This is a genomic window from Janthinobacterium pasteuri (genome assembly GCF_051380775.1).
Lineage (GTDB): Bacteria > Pseudomonadota > Gammaproteobacteria > Burkholderiales > Burkholderiaceae_D > Janthinobacterium.
Genome location: NZ_JBNYXS010000027.1, coordinates 51252 through 72415, shown reverse-complemented (window position 1 = coordinate 72415; position 21164 = coordinate 51252). Strand labels below are relative to the sequence as shown.

Below are 21164 nucleotides of genomic sequence, written 5' to 3'. Positions count from 1 at the left end.
TTCCACTGGGCTGGCTGCATGGAAGACTCCCGTTTGTCTGCTATGTACCGTCAGACAGCAGGTCCCCAGGAAAATTCTCGGAATTCCCCTACTTATCGGGGACAGAGCCTTTTTTTACGCCTCGCAGTCATTTCACGTCACCTCATCTGTGCGATGGCGCGCATTGCAAGACCTTGCGCGTCAGCAATTGTTCGCAAGGCTGTTATGCTAACGCTCGTTTTACTTGAGCACCAGAAAAATTGTATTTCAATTAAAATTGCTTTTTCGCGCCAGCCTATCACGTACATGATGAATACCAAGACCCCGATCGATTCCTTCAGCTTTCGCCGCATCCTCGCCCGCAACGTTACCTTGCCGCTGGTCATCGGGGTCGCCACAGCCCTCGTATTTGTCGGCCTGATCGCCTACCTGCTCTCGGCCCTGCGCTCGGTCGAGCATTCCGAGCGGGTGATTGGCAATGCGAACGAAGTCATGAAGTTGTCGGTCGACCTGGAAACGGGCATGCGCGGCTACTTGTTGACGGGCGACGAAACGTTTTTGGCGCCGTATAAATCGGGCAAGGCCAAGATTGCCGTGGAAATGAGCACCCTGCTGGAACTGATCTCCGACAGCTCCATCCAGGTGGACCGTTTGCGCCGCATCCGCGCGCTGCAAAACCAGTGGATGGCCTATGCGGAAAGCGTGATCGCCCAGCGCCGCAACAACCAGGAATTCCTCGCGCGCGTGCGCCAGGGCGAAGGCAAGCTGGAATTTGATGAAATCCGCCGTGAATTTCTCACCTTCCTGTCCATGGAGCAGCGTTTGCGCCAGGAACGCGCCGACACGGCCGAGAGCCGCACCATGCTGGCCGTGGTGGTGTTCCTGATCCTCAGCCTGGGCATGTCCGGCTTGCTCGCCTATCTGGGACGGCGCGAACTGCTGCGCCTGTCCGACATCTACAACGATGCGCTCGAACAGCGCGGCAAGGATAACGACGTGCTGCAAGAACAAGCCTGGCTGCGCACGGGGCAGACAGAGCTGGCGGCCCACACCAGCGGCCAGCTGGGCTTGCCGCAACTGGGACGGCACGTGCTCGATTTCCTCGCCCACCGGCTGGAAGTAGCCGTCGCCACCCTGTACGTCGTCGACGATGATGGCAGCCTGCGCCGCACGGCCGTGTATGGCTTCAACGAACAGGGCGTGAAGGACAAGCAAGTCTTCAAGCTGGGCGAAGGTCTGGTGGGCGAAACGGCGCGCGAAAAGCGCCTCAAGCATGTGCAGCAAGTGCCCGAGAATTACCTGACCGTGACGTCCAGCCTGGGCCGCGGCGCGCCACTGGAGCTGGTATTGATGCCCGTCAACAATGAAGGCGTCGTCAACGGCGTCATCGAACTGGGCTTTACGCATCCCGTCAGCGCCCGCGCCAAGGAATGGCTGGACCTGATTGCGGGGAATGTCGGCACCTCGCTGGAAGCGGCCCTGTACCGCCAGCGCCTGCAAAATGTGCTGGAAGAAACCCAGCAACTGAATGAAGAGCTGGAAGTGCAGCAGGAAGAATTGCGCACGGCCAATGAAGAGCTGGGCGAGCAGTCGCGCGTGCTGGAACAGTCGCAAGCCCACCTGGAAGAGCAAAAGGCGGCGCTGGAGCAGTCGAACGAACAACTGGCCGTGCAGGCGCTGTCGCTGGACCAGAAAAACATGGCAATCGGCCAGGCGCACGCCCAGCTGGAAGCCCGCGCCGAAGAGCTGCAGCGGGCCAGCCGCTACAAATCCGAGTTCCTGGCGAATATGTCGCACGAGCTGCGCACGCCACTGAACAGCTCGCTGATCCTGTCCAAGCTGCTGTCGGACAATAGCAGCGGCAACCTGACGCAGGAGCAAGTAACGTTTGCCCAAACCATTTATTCGGCCGGCAACGATTTATTGACCCTCATCAACGATATCCTCGACATTTCCAAGGTCGAGGCGGGCAAGCTGGAATTGACGCCGGAAGCCGTGCCCTTTGAGGAACTGCTCAGCGGAATGAAAATGCTGTTTGGCGCCCAGGCGCAGCAAAAGAAACTGGTTTTTGACGTCAAGGTGGCACCGGACACGCCGCCGTCGCTGGTAAGCGACCGCCAGCGCCTCGAGCAAATCCTGAAAAACCTGCTGTCAAACGCCATCAAGTTTACCGATACGGGCACGGTGTCCCTGCACGTAAGCGCCGATGCAGCGGGCCAGGTGCGCTTCCAGGTGGAAGATACCGGCATCGGCATTGCAAGCGACCAGCAGCACAAGGTATTCGACGCCTTCCACCAGGCCGACGGCACCACCAGCCGCCGCTATGGCGGCACGGGCCTGGGCCTGTCCATTTCACGCGACCTGGCAGTCTTGCTGGGTGGGAGCATCGAGCTGGACAGCACGCCCGGCCAGGGCAGCACGTTCACATTGGTGCTGCCGGCCGTCATGCCGGAACGCGCCGTCGAGGTGGAAGCAGCGGCAGTGCCCACTGCCGTGCCACAAGCGCGCGCAAAAATCGCCGCCGCGCCCATGCCAGCTCCCGCCGCCAAGCCGGTGCCGCTGCCTACCTTCGAGGACGATCGCAATAGCGTCCCCCCTGGCAAGACGGGCCAGCGTTCCGTGCTGGTGATCGAGGATGAGCCCTCGTTTGCCGGCATCCTGTTCGACCTCGCGCATGAAATGCAATACCGCTGCCTGGTGGCGCATGGCGCCGACGAAGGCTTGCGCCTGGCGGAAGAGTTCCTGCCCGACGCCATTCTGCTCGACATGGGCTTGCCGGATCGCCCGGGCTTGCTGGTCTTGCAGCAGTTGAAGGAAAACCCGCTGACGCGCCACATCCCCGTGCATATCGTGTCCGGCAATGACCAGATGCAGGAAGCCATGCAGCTGGGCGCCATCGGCTACGCCACCAAGCCGCGCACACGCGAGCAATTGAAGGAAGTGTTCCGCAAGCTCGAGTCGAAATTCACGCAAAAGATGAAGCGCATCCTGCTGGTCGAAGACGACGAACGCCAGCGCGAAAGCGTGGTCCACCTGATCAGCGACGACGACGTGGAAATCACGGCCGTGGCGCTGGGCGAGCAGGCACTGGAATTGCTCAAGACGCAGATTTTCGACTGCATGATCATCGACTTGAAGCTGCCCGATATCCAGGGCAACGAATTGCTCGAACGCATGGAACATGAAGAGCTGTGCTCGTTCCCGCCCGTCATCGTCTACACGGGCCGCAACCTGAGCCGCGAGGAAGAGGCGGACCTGATGAAGTATTCGCGCTCCATCATCATCAAGGGCGCCCGCTCGCCCGAGCGCCTGCTCGACGAAGTCACCCTATTCCTGCACAAGGTGGAATCGGAACTGTCGAGCGAGCGCCAGGGCATGCTGCAGCAGGTGCGCAGCCGCGAACGCGTGTTTGAAGGGCGCAAGATTTTGCTGGTGGACGACGACGTGCGCAATATCTTTGCCCTGACGAATGCACTGGAACAGAAAGGCGTGGTGGTGGAAATCGGCCGCAACGGCTTCGAAGCCATCAGCAAGCTCAACAGCGTGGATGATATCGACCTGGTGTTGATGGATGTGATGATGCCGGGCATGGATGGCCTGGAAGCGACGCGCTTGATCCGCGCCGATGGCCGTTACAACAAGCTGCCCATCATTGCGATTACCGCCAAGGCCATGAAGAATGATCAGGAAGAATGCCTGCAGGCGGGCGCGTCCGACTACCTGGCCAAGCCGATCGACCTGGACCGTCTGTATTCGCTGCTGCGCGTGTGGATGCCAAAGATGGAACGCATGTGATGCAACGCTACCTACGCAACGCAGTGGAGCGTCGATGATGTCCCTGCGCACCACGGACGCGCAACTGCACGCGCTGATGGAAGCGCTGTATCAGCGCTACAGCTATGATTTTCGCGACTATTCCCTGCCCTCGCAGCGGCGCCGCCTGAATCACGCGCTCGAGCGCTTCCACTGTGCCGACTTGCCAGCCTTGCAGCGGCTGGTGCTGGACGACCCGGCCACGTTTGGCAGCCTGCTGCAGATTTTGACCGTGCCAGTCACGCAAATGTTCCGCGACCCGGCGTTTTTCCGCGCCTTGCGCGAACACGTGGTGCCCGTGCTGAAAACCTACCCGTCACCGACGATCTGGGTCGCCGGCTGTTGCACGGGCGAGGAAGCGCTGTCGCTGGCCATCGTGCTGCACGAGGAAGGCTTGCTCGATCGCAGCACGATTTACGCCACCGACATCAATCCGCAAGCGCTGGCCACGGCCGCGCGCGGCGTGTATCCGCTGCACCGGATGGCCGACTACGCTGACAACTACCTGGCCGCGGGCGGCCTGGGCCAACTGGCCGAGTACTACACGGTCGAGCATGCCACCGCGCATTTCCAGCAGCGCCTGCTCGACAGTATCAACTTTGCCGACCACAGCCTGTCCACGGACAGCGTTTTCATTGAAACGCAATTGATTTTGTGCCGTAACGTGCTGATTTACTTCAATAAAACCTTGCAGGAGCGGGCCCTGGGCCTGTTCCAGGACTCACTGTGCCACCGGGGTTTTCTGGGACTGGGCAGCAAGGAAAGTACGCATTTCACGCGCTTTGCCACCGACTTCGAGCCATTGCCGGGTCCCGAAAAGCTCTACCGCAAGCGTGCACCATCGCACGCCGCTTCCCATTACGCTGGACGGCACATGCCAGGAATGAAACATGATGAATGAAACAAGCACCAAACTGCTGATCGTCGACGATTTGCCGGAAAACTTGCGCGCGCTCAATGCGCTGATCCGCGAGAGCGACCGCAGCGTCTATCAGGCATCGTCGGGCGAAGAGGCGCTGGCCCTGCTGCTGGAACACGATTTTGCGCTGGCCATCCTCGACGTGCAAATGCCGGAAATGGATGGCTTTGAGCTGGCGCAACTGATGCGCGGCACGGAAAAGACGCGCCACATCCCTATCGTCTTCGTCACGGCGGCTGGCAAGGAAATGAATTTCGCCTTCCAGGGCTATGAAAGCGGCGCCGTCGACTTCCTGCACAAGCCGCTCGACATCAATGCAGTGCAAAGCAAGGTCAACGTCTTCGTGGCCCTGCACCAGCAGCGCAGCGAGACGCGGCGCCAGGTGCAGGCGCTGGAACACAGCCGCCAGCAGCAGGAAGCATTATTAAAAGAATTGCGCGCCACGCAGGCCGAACTGCAGCGCTCGCTGCGCCTGCGCGACGAATTCATGTCCATGGTGGCGCACGAACTACGCACGCCATTGAACACGCTGTTCCTGGAAACGCAGATGCGTACCGTCAACCTGGAACGGGGCAACCTGGCCGCCTTCGAACCGGACAAGCTGAACCAGATGGTGGCGCGCGACGGGCGGCAAATCCGCAGCATGGTGCGCCTGATCGACGACATGCTCGACGTCTCGCGCATCACCAGCGGCAAGCTGTCGATCCGCCGTGAAGCCGTTGACCTGACCAGCCTGGTGCGCAGAGTAGCAGACGACCTGGGGCAGTATGCTGCCGCCACGGGCAGCGTGCTGGAAGTGCAGGCATTCGAACCCATCCAGGGCTTCTGGGATGCCTTCCGCGTCGAGCAGATCGTTGTCAACCTGATCAGCAATGCCGTGCGCTACGGCCAGGGCCAGCCCGTGGAAATCAGCCTGGCGCACACGCAGAACAGCGCCGTCATCGAAGTGCGCGACCATGGCATCGGCATCAACGCGCGCGACCAGGAACGCATCTTTGATGCCTTCGAGCGCGTCATGCACCAGGACCGCACGGGCGGCCTGGGCCTGGGCCTGTTCATCACCAAGCAACTGGTCGATGCGCACGGCGGCGCCATCACCCTGCAAAGCCAGCCCGGCAATGGCGCCCTGTTCAGCGTCACCCTGCCGCTGGCCGGCAGCTGAGGCCGGTATGACGGAGCACCGTACCACCACCGGCACCAGCGGCGTGGCCTTTCTGCTGCAACTGGAACGCCGGCTGCGGCTGCTGCACGACACGGGCGAGATTCTCTGCGTGTCGGCGCAACTGCTGGGACAACGCCTGGGCGCCCAGCAAGTGGCCTGTTTCGATATCGACCAGACCCTGCCGTGCCCCACCGTCCAGCATGCGTGGAGCGACGGCCTGGCGCCGGACGCCGCCAGCGACTATTTTCACGGCGAGTATGCGGCCCGCCTGGCCGGTGCGCTGGCTGCCGGCCAGGTGCTGGCCGTCAGCGATGTGGCGAGCGACCCGCGCACGGCCACGCCGGACGCGCTGGCCACGTTTGCGCGCCTGGATATACGTGCCTTCCTGAACATTCCCATTGCCAAAGATGGCCGACTGGGCGCCCTGTTCGTCGTGCACAGCCGCGCGGCGCGCCTGTGGCATGCCGACGAGATCGAACTGGCCGTGCAAGTGTCGGAACGGGTCTGGTCGACCATCCTGCGGGCCCAGGCGGAATCGCGCTTGCGCGCCCTCAGTGCCAGCATGGAAACGCAAGTGGCCGAGCGCACGCGCGAATTCGGCCGCACCTGGAACGTCAGCCCCGATTTGCTGGGCGTGCTCAACCTCGACGGCTATTTCGAGCACTCGAACCCCGCCTGGCATGCCACCCTGGGCTGGTCGGTGGAGGAAATCCGCACGACGCGCTTCCTGGAACTGGTCCACCCGGACGACTTGTCGCGCACCCTTGCGGCCTGGGAGGCAGCCAACCAGGGCCAGCCGGCGCTGCGCTTCGAAAACCGCTACCGCCACAAGCTGGGCGGCTGGCACTGGCTGTCGTGGGTTGCCGTGCCCGAGGGCGAGAAGGTGTATTGCAGCGCGCGCGACATCACCGTGGAAAAGAAGCTGGAAGCGGACCTGGCCGCGCGCAACAGCGAGCGCGAGCGGCTGTGGCGCAGCGCGCAAGACTTGATGGTGGCCATCGATGCCGAGGGCTGCTTTGCCGCCGTCAACCCGGCCTCGGCCGCCATCCTCGGCTGGCTGCCAGAGGAAATGCTGGGCCGCAAGCTGTTCGACTTCGTGCTGCCCGAGGATGCCGCCGCCACGCGCCTGGCGCTGGCGCAGGTGACGCAGGAAGCCATGCCCAGCTTTGAAAACCGCTACCGGCACCGCGAGGGCGGCCACCGCTGGCTGTCCTGGTCGGCCGCAGCCGAAGGCGACCTGATTTTTGCCACCGGACGCCACGTCACGCTGGAAAAGGAGGCGGAAAGCACTTTGCGCAGCATGCAGGAATCATTACGCCACAGCGAGATGGCACTGCTGCAATCGCAAAAACTGGAAGCGCTGGGCAAGCTGACGGGCGGCGTGGCCCATGATTTCAATAACGTGCTGCAAATTATCTCCGGCAATCTGCAATTGCTGCAGATGACCCTGGATGACGACCCGCTGGCCGCCAAGCGCATCGCCAGCGCCTCGGCCGCCGTGGAACGGGGCGCCAAGCTGTCGGCACAGCTGCTGGCCTTTGCGCGGCGCCAACCGTTAAAACCGCTGGTGACGGACCTGGCGCAACTGCTGCGTTCGACGGAAGAGCTGCTGCGGCGCGCCACGGGAGAAAGCATCGAGACGCGTTTGCTGCTGGCCGACGATTGCTGGCGCGCCCTGGTCGACCCGCACCAGCTGGAAAACGTCATCCTCAACCTGGCCATCAACGCGCGCGACGCCATGGATGGCCAGGGCCAGCTGACCATCGAACTGAGCAATAGCGTGCTGGGCAGCGACTATGTGGCGCGCCATGCGGACGTGGCGCCCGGCGACTACGTGCAGCTGACCGTCTCGGACACGGGCTCGGGCATTCCCGCCGACTTGCTGGACAAGATTTTCGAACCATTCTTCACGACGAAGAAGGAAGGCGAAGGCACGGGCCTGGGCCTGTCCATGGCGTACGGCTTCCTGCGCCAGAGCGGCGGCCACCTGACGGTGGACAGCGTACCCGGCCATGGCAGCACCTTCCGCATCTACCTGCCGCGCTCGCTCGAAGCGGAAACGGAACTGCCGCTGCAGCTGAGCGGCCCCGTGCTGGGCGGCAAGGAAACCATCCTCGTCGTGGAAGACGACGTGCAGGTACAGACGACGGTGGTCGACATGCTGCGCGGCCTCGGCTATGTCGTGCTGCGCGCCAGCGATGGCGAAAGCGCGCTGGCCATCGTCGGCAGTGGCGTCCCCATCGATTTGCTGTTTACGGATGTGGTGATGCCAGGCAAGGTCGCCAGCACGGAACTGGCGCGCCAGGCCCGCTTGCTGCAGCCCCAGCTAGCCGTGCTGTTTACCTCGGGCTACACGCAGGACGTCATCATGCAGGGCGGCCGGCTGGAACCCGGTGTCGAGCTGCTGAGCAAACCGTACCGGCGCGAAGACCTGGCGCGGCGCATCCGCCACTTGCTGGCCAACGGCCGCCACTTGACGGCGCTGCACCAGTACCGCGCGCAGCTGGCGCCGCAACCTGCGCCGGCACTGCCGGGGGGGCGGCCGGGCATGCGTCACATCTTGCTGGTGGAAGACAATGCGGACGCGCGCGCCATGACGAGCGAACTGCTGGCCATGCTGGGTCACACGGTGCTGGCCGTGGGCACGGCCGAGGCAGCCTTGCCGCTGTTGGGCACGCCTGGACTGGAACTGCTGCTGACCGATATCAGCCTGCCGCAGATGTCGGGCGTCGAGCTGGCCGAGCTGGTGGCCCGCGAGCAGCCACAGCTGGAAGTGGTGTTCTCCACGGGCCATGCGCCAGCCAATTCCGGCGTGCTGGACCCGGCCGCGCGCTTCCTGGTGAAACCATTTACCATCGAGCAGTTGCAGCACGCCTTGCTGCCACCGGCGTAGAGCCTAGTAAACGTCGAGCCGGCGCGCCTTCAGTGCGCCGGCCAGTTCTTCCAGGCCAAACGGTTTGCGCAGGAAGCGCGCGCTGCTGTCCTGCATCAGGCTGGCGCCCCAGTCGTGCCCGGAAGCAAACACCACGTCCAGCTGCGGCCAGTGAGCGCGCGCATGGCGCGCCAGTTCCAGGCCGGACATGGTGGGCAGGCTGATGTCCGTCACCAGCACGTCCAGGCCCGGCATGGCCAGCAGGGGCAAGGCTGCCTCGGCGCTGGCCACACCATGCACGGTATGGCCCAGCATATTCAGCATTTCCGTCGTCATTTCACGCGCATCGTCATTGTCTTCCACCAGCAGGATGCGCCGCCCGGAAGGGTCGGGCGCGCCCACCAGGCGGCGGTCGGCCAGTACATGGCGGATGCGCCGCGCCAGGTCTTCGCGCTGGTAGGGTTTACTCAACAGCTCCACGCCCGGGTCCAGGCGCCCGCCCTGCATGATGGCATTGTGCGTATAGCCCGAGGTGAACAACACGGCCAGTTCCGGCAGCAGCAGCCGGGCCTGCTGCGCCAGCTCCTTGCTGCTGACGGGACCCGGCATGACCACGTCCGTAAACAGCAAATCGATGGCCACGCCCGTCCCCAGCAGGGCCAGCGCCGAGGCGCCATCGTCCGCATGCAATACGTCGTAGCCAAGGCCGCGCAGCATGTCGACCACAGTATGTTGCACGGGAATATCGTCTTCCACCACGAGGATGGTCTCGCCGCCGCCCAGCACGGGGCCTGTCAGGCCCGGTGGTGGCTCGGCCAGCTTTTCCAGCGAGCGCGGCAAATAGATCTTGAAAGTTGTGCCAGCGCCCGGCGCGCTGTGCACCTTGATGTGGCCCGCGCTCTGGCGAATAAAGCCGTAAGCCATGGACAGGCCCAGGCCCGTGCCCTCGCCTTCGCGCTTGGTGGTGAAGAACGGCTCGAATATCTGGTCGATCACGTCGCGCTCCATGCCATGGCCCGTGTCGGTGATGGTCAGCAGCACGTATTGCCCCTCCTGCACGTCGGCATGCAGGCTGGCGTAGGCGGCATCGAGCGTGACATTGCTCAAGGTAAAGGTCAGACGCCCGCCCCCTTGCATCGCGTCGCGCGCGTTGATGGCCATGTTCAGCAACACGTTTTCCATCTGGTTCGGGTCGACCAGGGTATGCCACAAGCCTTCACTAATGAAGGTTTCCTCGGCAACCGCCTCGCCCAGGGCGCGGCGGATCAGCTCATGCATACGACGCAGCAAGCGGCCCAGGTCCGTCACCAGCGGCTTCAACGGTTGACGCCGCGCAAAGGCCAGCAGTTGCGACGACAGCTTGGCGCCCCGTTCAACGGCCGAAGCGGCCGAAGCGAGTCGCCTGGCCGCCTGCGGATTGTCGGCCACCGTCAGTTTCAGCAGCTGCAAATTGCCGGAAATGATTTGCAGCACGTTGTTGAAATCGTGGGCCACGCCGCCCGTCAGCTTGCCGATCGATTCCAGCTTTTGCGCCTGCAACAAAGCTTGCTCGCTGCGCACCAGCGCCAGCCGCGCCTCTTTTTCATCGGTGACGTCGCGGCCGATGGCGTGGATCAGCTTTTGCGCGGGCACGGCCGTCCAGGAAATCCAGCGGTAGCCGCCATCGCGGCGCCGGTAGCGGTTTTCCATGCGCAAGGTGGGCGCGCCATGCGCCAGGCGCGACAAATCCTTCAGCGCCGCCATGCGGTCGTCGGGATGCACGAGGCTGATGAAATCCATGCCCAGCGACTCGATTTCCGGCCGGTCCAGGATCTTGCTCCAGGCTGGATTGACGGCGATGATCATGCCGGCCAGGTCCGCCACCAGCATGATGTCGGTCGACAGCCGCCACATGCGGTCACGGTCGGCCGTGCGGTTGGCCATTTCCACTTCCAGCGAGGAATTCAGGTAGGCCATCTTTTCCAGCACGTTCTTCTGTTCCTGCACGTCCGTATTCGTGCCCACCCAGCGCAGCACCTTGCCCGTTTCGTCGAACAGGGGCAAGGCGCGCGCCAGGAACCAGCGGTAGGCGCCGTCGCTGGCGCGGCGCATGCGGAACTCGTATTCGTAGGCACTGGCCGTGGCGACGGCCTGTTCCCAGCTTTTCTGCGTGGCTTGCACGTCGTCCGGATGCACGCAGTGGCGAAAGCCGCTCGACACCAGGGACTTCATCGATTGCCCCGTGTACTCGCACACCTGTTCATTGACCCAATAGGTGGCGCCGCTGCCATGCGCGAGCCAGGCCTGGTTGGGCATGGTCGAGGCCAGCGAGCGGAACTGTGCCTCACTGTCGAGCAAGGCATTGCGCGCCTGCCAATGCTCGTCGATATCCTCGCACGAGCCATACCATTTCACGGGCTGGCCCCGCTCGTCAAGCCGGCAATACGCGCGCGAGTGCACCCAGCGGTAGCGGCCGTCCTGGCGGCGCACGCGCATTTCCTGGTCCAGGGGCTTGCCGCTGGCCACCGCTTCGCTCCAGGCCGCCAGGGAAAGGGGCACGTCGTCAGGGTGGATGGCGTCCAGCCAACTGGTGCCCAGACCATTGCCGCCCGTCCATTCGCGCCAGCGCTGCGCCACATAGTCGAGCTTGCCGTCGATGTCGGCCGTCCACAGCACTTGCGTGTTGAGCTCGATGGCGTAGTGAAAGTGTTCGCGGCTGTCGTGCAGCGCTCTTTCCAGCTGGCCCCGCTCGATGACATGCGCGGCCACGCGCGCGGCCAGCGCCAGCAGTTCGATTTCGGGTTGCGTGGGATGGCAAGACGCGGGGAAGAACAGGCCCAGCACGCCCAGGATATGCCCCTTGGCGCCGAAGACGGGGGCGACCCAGCAGGCGCGGTAGCCATGCAGCATGGCTTCCTTGCGGCCCGCGCTCCAGTGCACGTCGCGTGTGATGTCGCCGCAATACACGGGCGCGCCGGAAAAGGCGGCCGTGCCAAATGGGGAAGGCTGTTCGCCGCCGTGCCGCAAGGCCAGGCTCAGGTCTTGCGGCAGGCTGGGCGCGGACAAGCCGCAAAAACGGTCCGCTTCGTCAATCAGCACCAGGCAGGCATGCGCGCCGCCCTCGGCCAGGTCTTGCAGCGCCAGCAACAAATGCTCTAATGCATGGGCCAGGTCGGCGCCTGCCGCGATACTGCCCAGCGCACTATGCTCGGCGTCCAGCAAGGAAAGAATGTTGTTTGCGTGCACCGTGTCGATATGGGGAAAACTGATGCCCGAAATATACCATGGGGCACCCCTCTCCTTGGGGAAAACAGCGCACCGCTTGATCTCAGCGGCAACGCGGCCCTATGCTAAAGTGTTGCTCTCTTCTCAAGCGAAACCAAGCATGCCTACGTCCCTGCCATCCTCCCTGATCGCCACCGCCCTGCTCGCCTGCGTCCACGGCGCCGTCGCCGCCCCCATGAGCCTGGATGACTACCTGGGCCTGAACGGCCCCCCGCCCACGGCACAGATCGCGTATGGCCCAGCGCCGTCGCAATACGCGCAGCTGTTCCAGCCCGAAGGTAGCGGACCGTTCCCCGTCGTCGTGCTCGTGCATGGCGGCTGCTGGACGGTGGCCTTCGGCGGCATCAAGCAGATGCGCAACGTGGCCGGCGCCCTGGTGGCGCAAGGTATCGCCGTGTGGAATGTCGAGTACCGGCGGGTCGACGAGCCGGGCGGCGGCTATCCCGGCACGTATGCAGACATGCACGCGGCGCTGGACAGCCTGCAGCAGCACGCGCCCCAATACCAGCTCGACACCAGCCGCATCGTCGCCATGGGCCACTCGGCCGGTGGCCAGCTGGTGCAATGGATAGCGGGGCGAGAAAAACTGCCGAAGAGCAGCCCCCTGTACCGCGAACAGTATCTGCCGATCAAGAATATCCTCAGCCTGGGCGGCCTGGCCGACCTGCGCCATGAAAAGGAGTTGATCAAGACCAGCTGCGAGCGCGACATCGCGCAACTGGCAGGCAGCGCCAGCACTGAGCGGCCAGACATCTACAGCGACACCAACGCAGCCGACCTGATGCCCAACGGCAGCCGCACCGTGCTGGCCACGGGCGAGCTCGACACCATCTCGCCGCCCAGAGTCGCGCATGACTACGCGGCCAAGGCAATCAAGGCCGGCGACCATGCGGAAGTGCTGATTTTGCCCGGTGCCAGCCATTACGACGAGATCGCGGCGACATCGAACGCGTGGAAGATGATTTTGCCGGTGATTAGCGAGATGCTGGGAATTAAACCTCATAATTGATGCGTTGAGGCGTCCATTTGACGTCCAGTTTATTTACTTTACGTTAGACACCCAGGAGACAACATGACAGTTAAGCGAATGGACAACGTCGGCATCGTGGTAGAAGACATCGATGCCGCTATTGATTTCTTCACCGAACTTGGTCTCGTTCTCGAAGGGCGCGCCCCAGTTGAAGGAGACTGGGCAGATGGCGTCACCGGACTGCGCGGCATGCGTGTCGAGATTGCCATGATGCGTACACCAGACGGTCACAGCCGTCTTGAGTTATCCCGCTTCCTGACGCCACCTGTCGTCGCCGATCACTGCAACGCTCCAGTGAACGCTCTCGGTTACCTGCGCGTCATGTTCACCGTCGAGGATATCGACGATACGCTAGCCCGGCTCGTCAGACGCGGCGCGAAGCTAGTCGGCGAAGTTGTCCAGTATGAAGACATATATCGGCTCTGCTACATCCGTGGTCCCGAAGGAATTCTCATCGGACTCGCCGAACAGCTCCTGCAGAAAAAGGCCTGAACGAATTCTACAGGGCGTTGAAAACTAAAGGACCGGCATCTCATCATTTAGTGAAGCAGGCCTGCGCGAAAAGCCGCACAGGTACGATAAATATATACGTTGTAGATGTCAGCTTTCGGGTACAACTTGGCAACGTCGGCAACTGGTCAGAAGCGGCCAGTCAAGAAGTGGATTTCAATGAAGTATAAATCAATACGCTCGATGGCCCACAACTGGTCACACTCGTTCTTGAGTGGCATGAACTATTTGGATGGCGGCTTTGTCTTCGAGGATGTGTATCAGATGGCGCGAGAGCGGCGCGGTGCGAAGATAACCATTAATTGGATTCCTGCGACAGCCGATGAATTGTTCGGATTTCCTCCACGAGTTAGAAATTGTGTTCTCGCCTATCGGACTGAATTGGCAGAGTATCTAAAGCGCCATAGCATTGATGTTGCCGCACTTATTGAATTCCGTACAGAAGTATATGTGGCAGAAAATTTCCGAATGTATGTTCGCGCGTATGTTCTCGATAACAGGAAGAAAGAGCACATCGCGTATGTTTGGAATTAGGCGATGCCGTTGCTCTTCGGCATGGAAGCCGTGTGGCCGCCAATGGTAATGCTCGATGGATGCGGGAGCACTACCCTCTTACTCAATTATCCGGCACGGTTCAAGTCGTTGAGCATTACACACCTGAGCAGACGAAGAACCTTAGCCACCGGTGTGTATCCGGTATCTGAAAATGGCGTCGGAGGCTTAACCCGGTTTTCCGTTCCACTGCACATCAAACCCCACCTGCCAGCGATCCCCAGCGGCTGCAATGGCGCGCAAGCAGGAGTCCCTAAAACGCGAACTGGCAACGACAGCAAGCCCCCCCCCGCCTCAAACAAAGGCTTCCCGGGCCCGCTTATCCGGCCCGGTGTTAAAAACAATACGATCACTGAACACGCGCCAAGTACTGGGCCAGTTGGCCAAAAGTCGCCGTGAACCCCTGCTTCATCGACTCAAACCCCTGCTTGAAAGTCTCATGCTGCTCATCGGTGGCCTTGTGCGGCGTGGAGCGCAAGGTCATCGTCGTCTTGCCGTTTTCCTCCGTGAGGGTCATGGTATTGAACGATTCCAGCGGCCACGTGGCGCTGACGGGGTGCTGCACGGGGTTGCCTTGTTTGTCGGCAAACGACAGGATCGAGACGATCCTTTCCGGCGCTTCAATGGACTGGTAGGTAAACTTGCCCCACATCTCGTAGCCATTGTCGGCACGCATGCCGTAGTGGAAAACGCCGCCCGGCTGCAAGTCCAGCGCCAGCACGCTCAATTCAAAGCCGACAGGCCCCCACCATTGCGCCAGCCGCTCCGGCTCCACCCACGACTGGAACACCAGTTCACGCGGCGCGTCGAAGGTTTGCGTGATGACAAAGTCGCTGCTGTCGCGGTGCTGGCCATCCTGCTTCTGTTTTTCCGTCGTCATGCTGTCTCCCTGTGTTGATGAGGTCAAATTGCAGCGGCAACTGGCGGCAGCCACCAATTTGGTCCATTGAACCTACTTCGCCTTCCCCGCCGCCGCCACCTGGTCGAGGATATGCTTGGGCACGGCCGCATAGTGCTTGAATTCCATGGTGTAGGTGGCGCGGCCCTGGGTCAGCGAACGCAGGGTGGTGGAGTAGCCGAACATTTCGGCCAGCGGCACCAGGGCCTTGACGATGCGCCCCGCGCCGCCGGGGATGTCGTCGACGCCCTGCACCATGCCGCGCCGCGCCGTCAGGTCGCCCATGACGTTGCCCATGAACTCTTCCGGCGTTTCCGCCTCCACCTGCATCATCGGTTCCAGCAGCACGGGATGCGCCTTGCGCATGCCATCCTTGAAGGCGATGGAACCGGCCATGCGAAACGCGTTTTCATTCGAATCGACGTCGTGGTAGGAGCCGAAGGTCAAGGTGGCCTTCACGTCGACGACCGGATACCCGGCCAGCACGCCCGCCTTTAACGTTTCGGCAATGCCCTTGTCGACGGCGGGGATGAATTCGCGCGGCACCACGCCGCCCTTGATGGCGTCGACGAACTGGTAGCCCGTGCCTGGGGGCAAGGGTTCCAGTTTCAGCACCACGTGGCCGTACTGGCCCCGTCCGCCTGACTGCTTGACGAACTTGCCCTCGATATCGTTCACCGTGCGCGTGATGGTTTCCCGATACGCCACTTGCGGCTTGCCGACATTGGCTTCCACGCCGAATTCGCGCCGCATGCGGTCGACTAAAATTTCCAGGTGCAATTCGCCCATGCCCGACATGATGGTCTGGCCCGACTCCTCGTCCGTATGCACCCTGAACGACGGGTCTTCCTGCGCCAGGCGGTTCAGGGCGATGCCCATCTTTTCCTGGTCAGGCTTGGTCTTTGGTTCGACCGCCTGGGAAATCACGGGTTCCGGGAAAATCATCTTTTCCAGCACGATGATATGGTCGATGGCGCACAGGGTGTCGCCCGTGGTCACGGCTTTCAGCCCCACGGCGGCGGCAATGTCACCCGCATACACTTCCTTGATTTCCTTGCGTTCGTTCGCATGCATCTGCAAGATGCGCCCCAGGCGCTCGCGCGCGCTCTTGGTGGGGTTGTAGACCATGTCGCCCGAATTCACCACGCCCGAGTACACGCGAAAGAACGTCAATTGCCCCACGAACGGGTCCGTCATGATCTTGAAGGCCAGCGCGGCAAAGTGCTCCTCATCGGTCGGGTGGCGCTCCACCTCGTTATCGTGCTCGTCGTGGCCCATGATGGGCGGCACTTCCATGGGCGATGGCAGGTATTCGATGACGGCGTCCAGCATCGCCTGCACGCCCTTGTTCTTGAACGCGCTGCCGCACAGCATGGGCACGATCTCATTGCGGATGGTGCGCGCCCGCAAGGCCTGCTTGAGTTCCGCTTCCGTAAAGGTCTCGCCATTCAGATAGCGTTCCGTCATCTCGATGGTGGCCTCGGCCGCGTGTTCGACCAGGTGCTCGTGCCACTCCTGCGCCTGTTCCCGCAGTTCGGCGGGAACCTCGCCATAGCTGAACTGCACGCCCTGGCTGGCGTCGTCCCAGGTGATGGCGCGCATTTTCAGCAGGTCGATCACGCCCGTAAAATGCTCTTCTGCGCCGATGGGCAGTTGGATGGGCACGGCCACGCCTTTCAGGCGCTCGGCGATCTGCTTGCGCACGCGCAAGAAATCCGCGCCCACCCTGTCCATCTTGTTGATGAAGGCGATGCGCGGCACGTGGTATTTGTTGGCCTGGCGCCACACGGTCTCGGACTGGGGCTGCACGCCGCCGACGGCATCGTAGACCATCACGGCGCCGTCGAGCACGCGCATCGAGCGCTCCACTTCAATCGTGAAATCCACGTGGCCGGGCGTGTCGATGATGTTGATGCGGTGTTCGGGGAAGTTGCCGGCCATGCCTTTCCAGAAGGCGGTGGTGGCGGCCGAGGTGATGGTAATGCCCCGTTCCTGCTCCTGCTCCATCCAGTCCATGGTGGCAGCGCCATTGTGCACTTCGCCGATCTTGTGATTGACCCCAGTATAAAACAGGATGCGCTCGGTGGTGGTGGTCTTGCCGGCGTCGATATGGGCGCTGATGCCGATGTTGCGGTAGCGCTCGATAGGTGTTTTGCGGGTCATCACAATCTCCATGGCTAGCCCCGGCACCCGGTTTTCCAGTGTAGCAGACATCGATTTGGAGGGAGGCCAGCAACCATTTTTTGGCGTGCGTACAACACTAACACGCACGCGCACGCGCGTTGCACAGAACAAACAAGAGATTCCGCTATACTTTCAACTTTATTAATCCAATAAAGATTAATCAAAATCAAGACGCGCGATAATGTATCGTGCAAGGCGACGCCGCCGGCATGCTAGCCCAGGTGCGCACCGAATGACATGCCCCACTCAGCCTATGACTATCCAACTAAGAAAAATAATCCTCTCCTCCCTGCTGGCATCGCCAGCGCTGGCCATGGCCGGCGAACTGGAACAGCAAATGCAGCGTTGCGCCGTGCTTGGTGACGCCAGTGCACGCCTGGGCTGCTTCGACACCCTGGCCAAGGCGGCGGAAAAGGCCACCATCGCCGCCGGCGGCGATCCTGCCACTGCGGCCGTCACCCTGGCGGCAGCCGCCGAGGCCGCCCCCTTTACCCCAGTCAGCCCGCCAGGCGTGGCCACGCCGGCAGCGGTGAACGCCGCCATTCCCGCCATCGCGCAAGCTGGCGCGGCACCTCCGGAAACGCCGATTTCGCGCACGCAGCAATCCTGGGAGCTCAATGATGCTTCGAAGCGTGGCCTGTTCAACTTCCGTCCGCATCGCGACACTTATCTGTTGCTGGCCAATTATAGCGATGCGTCCAACGACGAACCGTTCCAGGATTTCACGCCTGGCGGCGTCAAGAGCCAGCATGTGGAATTGACCTTCCAGCTGAGCTTCAAGATGAAGCTGCTGGAAGACATCGCCGGCACGCCCATCGACATGTGGTTCGGCTACACGCAGCAAAGTTTCTGGCAGGCGTATAACCGCAAGGCATCAAGCCCCTTCCGCGAGACCAACTATCAGCCGGAACTCATGCTGGTCTTGCCGATCAACAAGAATTTCGCGGGCGTGGAATTCAATTACCTGAATTTCGGCCTGGTGCACCAGTCGAATGGGCAGACCTCGACCCTGTCACGCAGCTGGAACCGCGTGTATGCCGAGCTGGGCGTGGAAAAAGACAACCTGGCCGTCACGACGCGCGTCTGGCACCGTCTCGACAATGGCAAGACCGACAATGACAATATCGACATCACCGATTACATGGGGCATGGCGACTTGCGCGTGAGCTACCGCAACAAGGGCCATGAATACGCCGTGACGGCCCGCCGCAATTTCAGCAAGAAGCATGGTTCCATGCAGGCCAGCTGGGCTTTCCCATTGAAAGCCAACCTGAAAGGCTATCTGCAACTGTTCTCCGGCTATGGCCAGAGCTTGATCGACTACAACTATTCGCAGAAATCGATCGGCGCCGGTTTCATGGTCGATCTGTAAGCAAGGCAGTGATACAAACAAAAATGGCGCCGAGGGCGCCATTTTTTATTGCGGAAAAGTAAGTTTCAACGCCGGCCGCCACCCAGCACGCGCGCCGGCAGCATGACGATGGCGCGCAGCAACTCGAACACGCCTTCCACGCCGATGCCGATCAGGCGCAATGGCAACAACAGCAGCCAGGCCAGCGGATACAGCACGAGGGCCAGCAGGGCCAGGGGCCAGCACACCAGCAAGAGCAGCAGCCACAGCACAAATCCCAGCATCGCGTTCCCCTCGAATGAAATGTGCGGAGCAAGCCGTGCTTGCCCCGCTACCGTGACAGCACTATAGTAAAGCGCCGCGACGGCGGCAACGGCCATGCGATGAACTGCACAATGCGGGGATGGACTGGGTAAAAAAGGGGATGAACGGTAGTTGGCGAGCGGCTTACTGGCCGACGCAAATCACTTTCGTGATGTACTCATGCGCGTTCGGCTTCTTGTTGGTGGCCCATTTGATGGCCTGGTGGGCCTCTTCGATGGTCAGGATGCTGGCCTTGTCCTTCGACTTGATGAAGGACACGCCTTCAAACACGCCTTCCTTGCTGCGCATCACCTTGGCGAACACGGGCGGCTTGGTCTCGCTATCGCTGATTTTGTTCTGTTGCACGAGGTAACGCTGATCGATCTGTTCCATGATAGTAAAGCTGTCCAGTGGTAAAAGACGGAATATACCCTGAATGGACAAACGCCGCAGGACGAAATGCCTGCGGCGTTGCCTTTAAATTAATGATATTTATGCGTAAACGGGATTCTGCACCACCGCTTGCAAGTTGACATCGTAGATCACCTGCGCACGGATCGACGCTTCCAGCGAGGGAATCGAGCCGCCCGCGCGGTACTGGAAGCTCACTTGCAGCACGTCGCCCGCCTTCACGGCCACCGGCGTGGCCAGCGGCAAACACATATAGTGGTTCAGCCAGTCGATGGTGGTCGAGCGCTCGGGCACCACGGCCAGGATATTCTTGGTAACGAAACGCAAGGCGTTCAGGGTACCGCTGCGCTCGACGACAAACTTGCCGTCGAAGCCGAACACGCTGTCCGTCGACTGGCTGAAGTCGATGATGCTGTACACGGACGGCGGCGCCAGTTCCTGCACGCCCGGGTGGATGGCCGTGGTTTCCTGGAATTGCACGATGGGCGCATGAAAGCCCTCGAAGTCGTATTCCTGCTGCATGGGCTGCACGGCCATGATGACGGCTTCGGGCAGGAAAATGGGCAGCGGGCCGCCAAAACGGGCCAGGTAGCGGCGCTTGAACGATTCGATCACTTCCACCTGCTTTTCGCGCAGCATGCCGACATGGATCATTTCGCAAATGACCACGTCGACGGGCTCGGGCGGCAGGTATTCGAAGGCGTCCGCGTGGACGACTTCCACTTTTTCACCGTTGGGATTGAGCGCCAGCATCTTGCGCGCTTCCTTGACCATGTCCGGATTGAACTCCACGCACCACACCTTGTCAGCACGCGCAGCCGCAAACCACGACAGCACGCCCGTGCCGCCACCCAGTTCCAGCACCTTCATGCCAGGTTTCACTGCGTAATCGATCGCCGACTTGAACCCGTGCATGCGGTTCTGGTCCATCAACATATTGTGGTGGTAATGGACGGGGATAAATTGCCCCAGGTAACAACTCTCGATTTCTCGTTCATTCAGCATGTCTGTCCTCTTGGAGTCTGGCTCCGATGGCCGATCGGTTTTGTCATTCCAGAAAGCAGTGATATCGCACGGGCTGCGCGAGGGGCGGCGACAATACAGCCGGCGCCTGACGGTGGTGGGATTGCCCATGCGACGATCTCCTGATTAATGCGACAGGATCATTATCGTTAATTGGCCGGGAGAACAAAGCGCTGAGGTGAGAGGCAATTCCATGCCAGTTTCAGCGCTGGCATGGAAAATATGACTAGAAAGATCACTTACGGGATGCGCGCGCCTTCTGTGCCGCTTCGATGATAGCCACCACGCCGGGCTTGTCGCCCGCCTGGGCGAATTGCGCGGCCGTCCAGCCGTGGTCGCTTTTCAGACTGGCGTCCGCGCCCCAGGACAGCAGCAGCTTGACGGCGCCTTCCTGCCCTTCGCGGGCGGCGAACATCAGCGGCGTGACGTTGGCGGGGGCGCGCGCATCGACCACGGCATCGCGGTCCAGAAAAATCTTCATGATGGGCAAGTCGCCCGCCGAGGCCGCATAGTGCAGCGCCGTCCAGCCGCTCTGGTTGACCTTGGCACCCTTGGCCAGCAAGGCTTGCACGGCGTCCTGCTTGTGCTTGTAGGCGGCCATCATCAGCGCCGTGTTGCCATTTGCCGAGCGCGCTTCAATGTCGATACCGGGCGTGTCGAGCAGCAGCTTGAACACTTTGTCCGCATCGTCGCGCAAGGCCAGCACGAGGGGAATGTCGCCCCGCTGCGTATCCGCCTGATTTGGATTCATGCCTTCATCCAGCATGCTGCGCACACCGCTGGCGTTATTGACGGACACGGCGCGGAAGAAGCTGTCCGGATCCGGCGCCGCGTGGCTGGCTGTGGCGCAGCACAGCAGCATCGCCAGGGCAAGTTTTTTCATTATTCTCAAC

Annotated in this window: 15 protein-coding genes; 8 read left to right on the top strand and 7 right to left on the bottom strand. The window is 61.7% G+C overall.

Annotated elements, in window-relative coordinates; translation table 11 throughout:
• Positions 1-288 precede the first annotated feature (288 nt).
• Genes ACQ4WN_RS22400 through ACQ4WN_RS22385 form a run of 4 tightly spaced genes read left to right on the top strand, consistent with a single transcriptional unit; the run spans position 289 to position 8766 of the window.
• On the top strand, positions 289-3774 hold the full coding sequence (locus ACQ4WN_RS22400) for a response regulator (protein ID WP_436553518.1): 3486 nt from the start codon (positions 289-291) through the stop codon (positions 3772-3774).
• 37 nt (positions 3775-3811) lie between these two features.
• Complete coding sequence (locus ACQ4WN_RS22395) at positions 3812-4693, top strand: CheR family methyltransferase (RefSeq protein ID WP_436553517.1); 882 nt, start codon at positions 3812-3814, stop codon at positions 4691-4693.
• Positions 4683-5873 (top strand): hybrid sensor histidine kinase/response regulator, encoded by a 1191-nt coding sequence (locus ACQ4WN_RS22390; protein WP_436553515.1) that lies wholly within the window; start codon positions 4683-4685, stop codon positions 5871-5873. Before ACQ4WN_RS22395 ends, ACQ4WN_RS22390 begins: the two co-directional genes overlap by 11 nt.
• 7 nt (positions 5874-5880) lie before the next feature.
• A complete protein-coding gene (locus ACQ4WN_RS22385; protein WP_436553514.1) occupies positions 5881-8766 on the top strand; it encodes a response regulator in 2886 nt (961 codons plus the stop codon).
• A gap of 3 nt (positions 8767-8769) precedes the next feature.
• Here the strand turns inward: ACQ4WN_RS22385 and ACQ4WN_RS22380 are convergent, their stop codons facing one another.
• Positions 8770-11970 carry a PAS domain-containing protein gene (locus tag ACQ4WN_RS22380; RefSeq protein WP_436553513.1) on the bottom strand — a complete coding sequence of 1067 codons (3201 nt, stop codon included), beginning with the start codon at positions 11968-11970 and terminating at the stop codon, positions 8770-8772.
• Positions 11971-12109: 139 nt separating this feature from the next.
• Between ACQ4WN_RS22380 and ACQ4WN_RS22375 the strand changes: the two genes are divergently transcribed.
• The 3 genes from ACQ4WN_RS22375 to ACQ4WN_RS22365 all read left to right on the top strand — a co-directional run bounded on the left by ACQ4WN_RS22375 (position 12110) and on the right by ACQ4WN_RS22365 (position 14083).
• Positions 12110-13018, top strand: coding sequence for an alpha/beta hydrolase (locus tag ACQ4WN_RS22375; protein ID WP_436553512.1), 909 nt, complete (start codon positions 12110-12112; stop codon positions 13016-13018).
• Between the two features lie 63 nt (positions 13019-13081).
• Positions 13082-13531, top strand: a complete 450-nt coding sequence (locus ACQ4WN_RS22370) for a VOC family protein (RefSeq protein WP_436553511.1) — start codon at positions 13082-13084, stop codon at positions 13529-13531.
• Between the two features lie 237 nt (positions 13532-13768).
• Positions 13769-14083 carry a hypothetical protein gene (locus ACQ4WN_RS22365; RefSeq protein ID WP_436553510.1) on the top strand — a complete coding sequence of 105 codons (315 nt, stop codon included), beginning with the start codon at positions 13769-13771 and terminating at the stop codon, positions 14081-14083.
• A 367-nt stretch (positions 14084-14450) separates the two neighbouring features.
• On the opposite strand, the gene ACQ4WN_RS22360 is transcribed toward ACQ4WN_RS22365, so the two are convergent.
• Together ACQ4WN_RS22360 and fusA are read right to left on the bottom strand one after the other, a co-directional pair.
• Positions 14451-14981 (bottom strand): SRPBCC family protein, encoded by a 531-nt coding sequence (locus tag ACQ4WN_RS22360; protein WP_436553509.1) that lies wholly within the window; start codon positions 14979-14981, stop codon positions 14451-14453.
• Positions 14982-15053: 72 nt separating this feature from the next.
• Positions 15054-17162, bottom strand: a complete 2109-nt coding sequence (gene fusA / locus ACQ4WN_RS22355) for an elongation factor G (RefSeq protein ID WP_436553508.1) — start codon at positions 17160-17162, stop codon at positions 15054-15056.
• Between the two features lie 274 nt (positions 17163-17436).
• On the opposite strand from fusA, the gene ACQ4WN_RS22350 reads away from it, so the two are divergent.
• Positions 17437-18555, top strand: coding sequence for a phospholipase A (locus ACQ4WN_RS22350; protein ID WP_436553507.1), 1119 nt, complete (start codon positions 17437-17439; stop codon positions 18553-18555).
• Positions 18556-18620: 65 nt separating this feature from the next.
• Here ACQ4WN_RS22350 and ACQ4WN_RS22345 read toward each other — a convergent pair whose 3' ends face one another.
• The 4 genes from ACQ4WN_RS22345 to ACQ4WN_RS22330 all read right to left on the bottom strand — a co-directional run bounded on the left by ACQ4WN_RS22345 (position 18621) and on the right by ACQ4WN_RS22330 (position 21154).
• Positions 18621-18818, bottom strand: coding sequence for a hypothetical protein (locus ACQ4WN_RS22345; RefSeq protein WP_096235523.1), 198 nt, complete (start codon positions 18816-18818; stop codon positions 18621-18623).
• Positions 18819-18981: 163 nt separating this feature from the next.
• Positions 18982-19230 carry a hypothetical protein gene (locus ACQ4WN_RS22340; protein ID WP_436553506.1) on the bottom strand — a complete coding sequence of 83 codons (249 nt, stop codon included), beginning with the start codon at positions 19228-19230 and terminating at the stop codon, positions 18982-18984.
• Between the two features lie 99 nt (positions 19231-19329).
• A complete protein-coding gene (locus ACQ4WN_RS22335; protein ID WP_436553505.1) occupies positions 19330-20253 on the bottom strand; it encodes a class I SAM-dependent methyltransferase in 924 nt (307 codons plus the stop codon).
• Between the two features lie 253 nt (positions 20254-20506).
• Positions 20507-21154, bottom strand: a complete 648-nt coding sequence (locus ACQ4WN_RS22330) for an ankyrin repeat domain-containing protein (protein ID WP_436553504.1) — start codon at positions 21152-21154, stop codon at positions 20507-20509.
• Positions 21155-21164 lie beyond the last annotated feature (10 nt).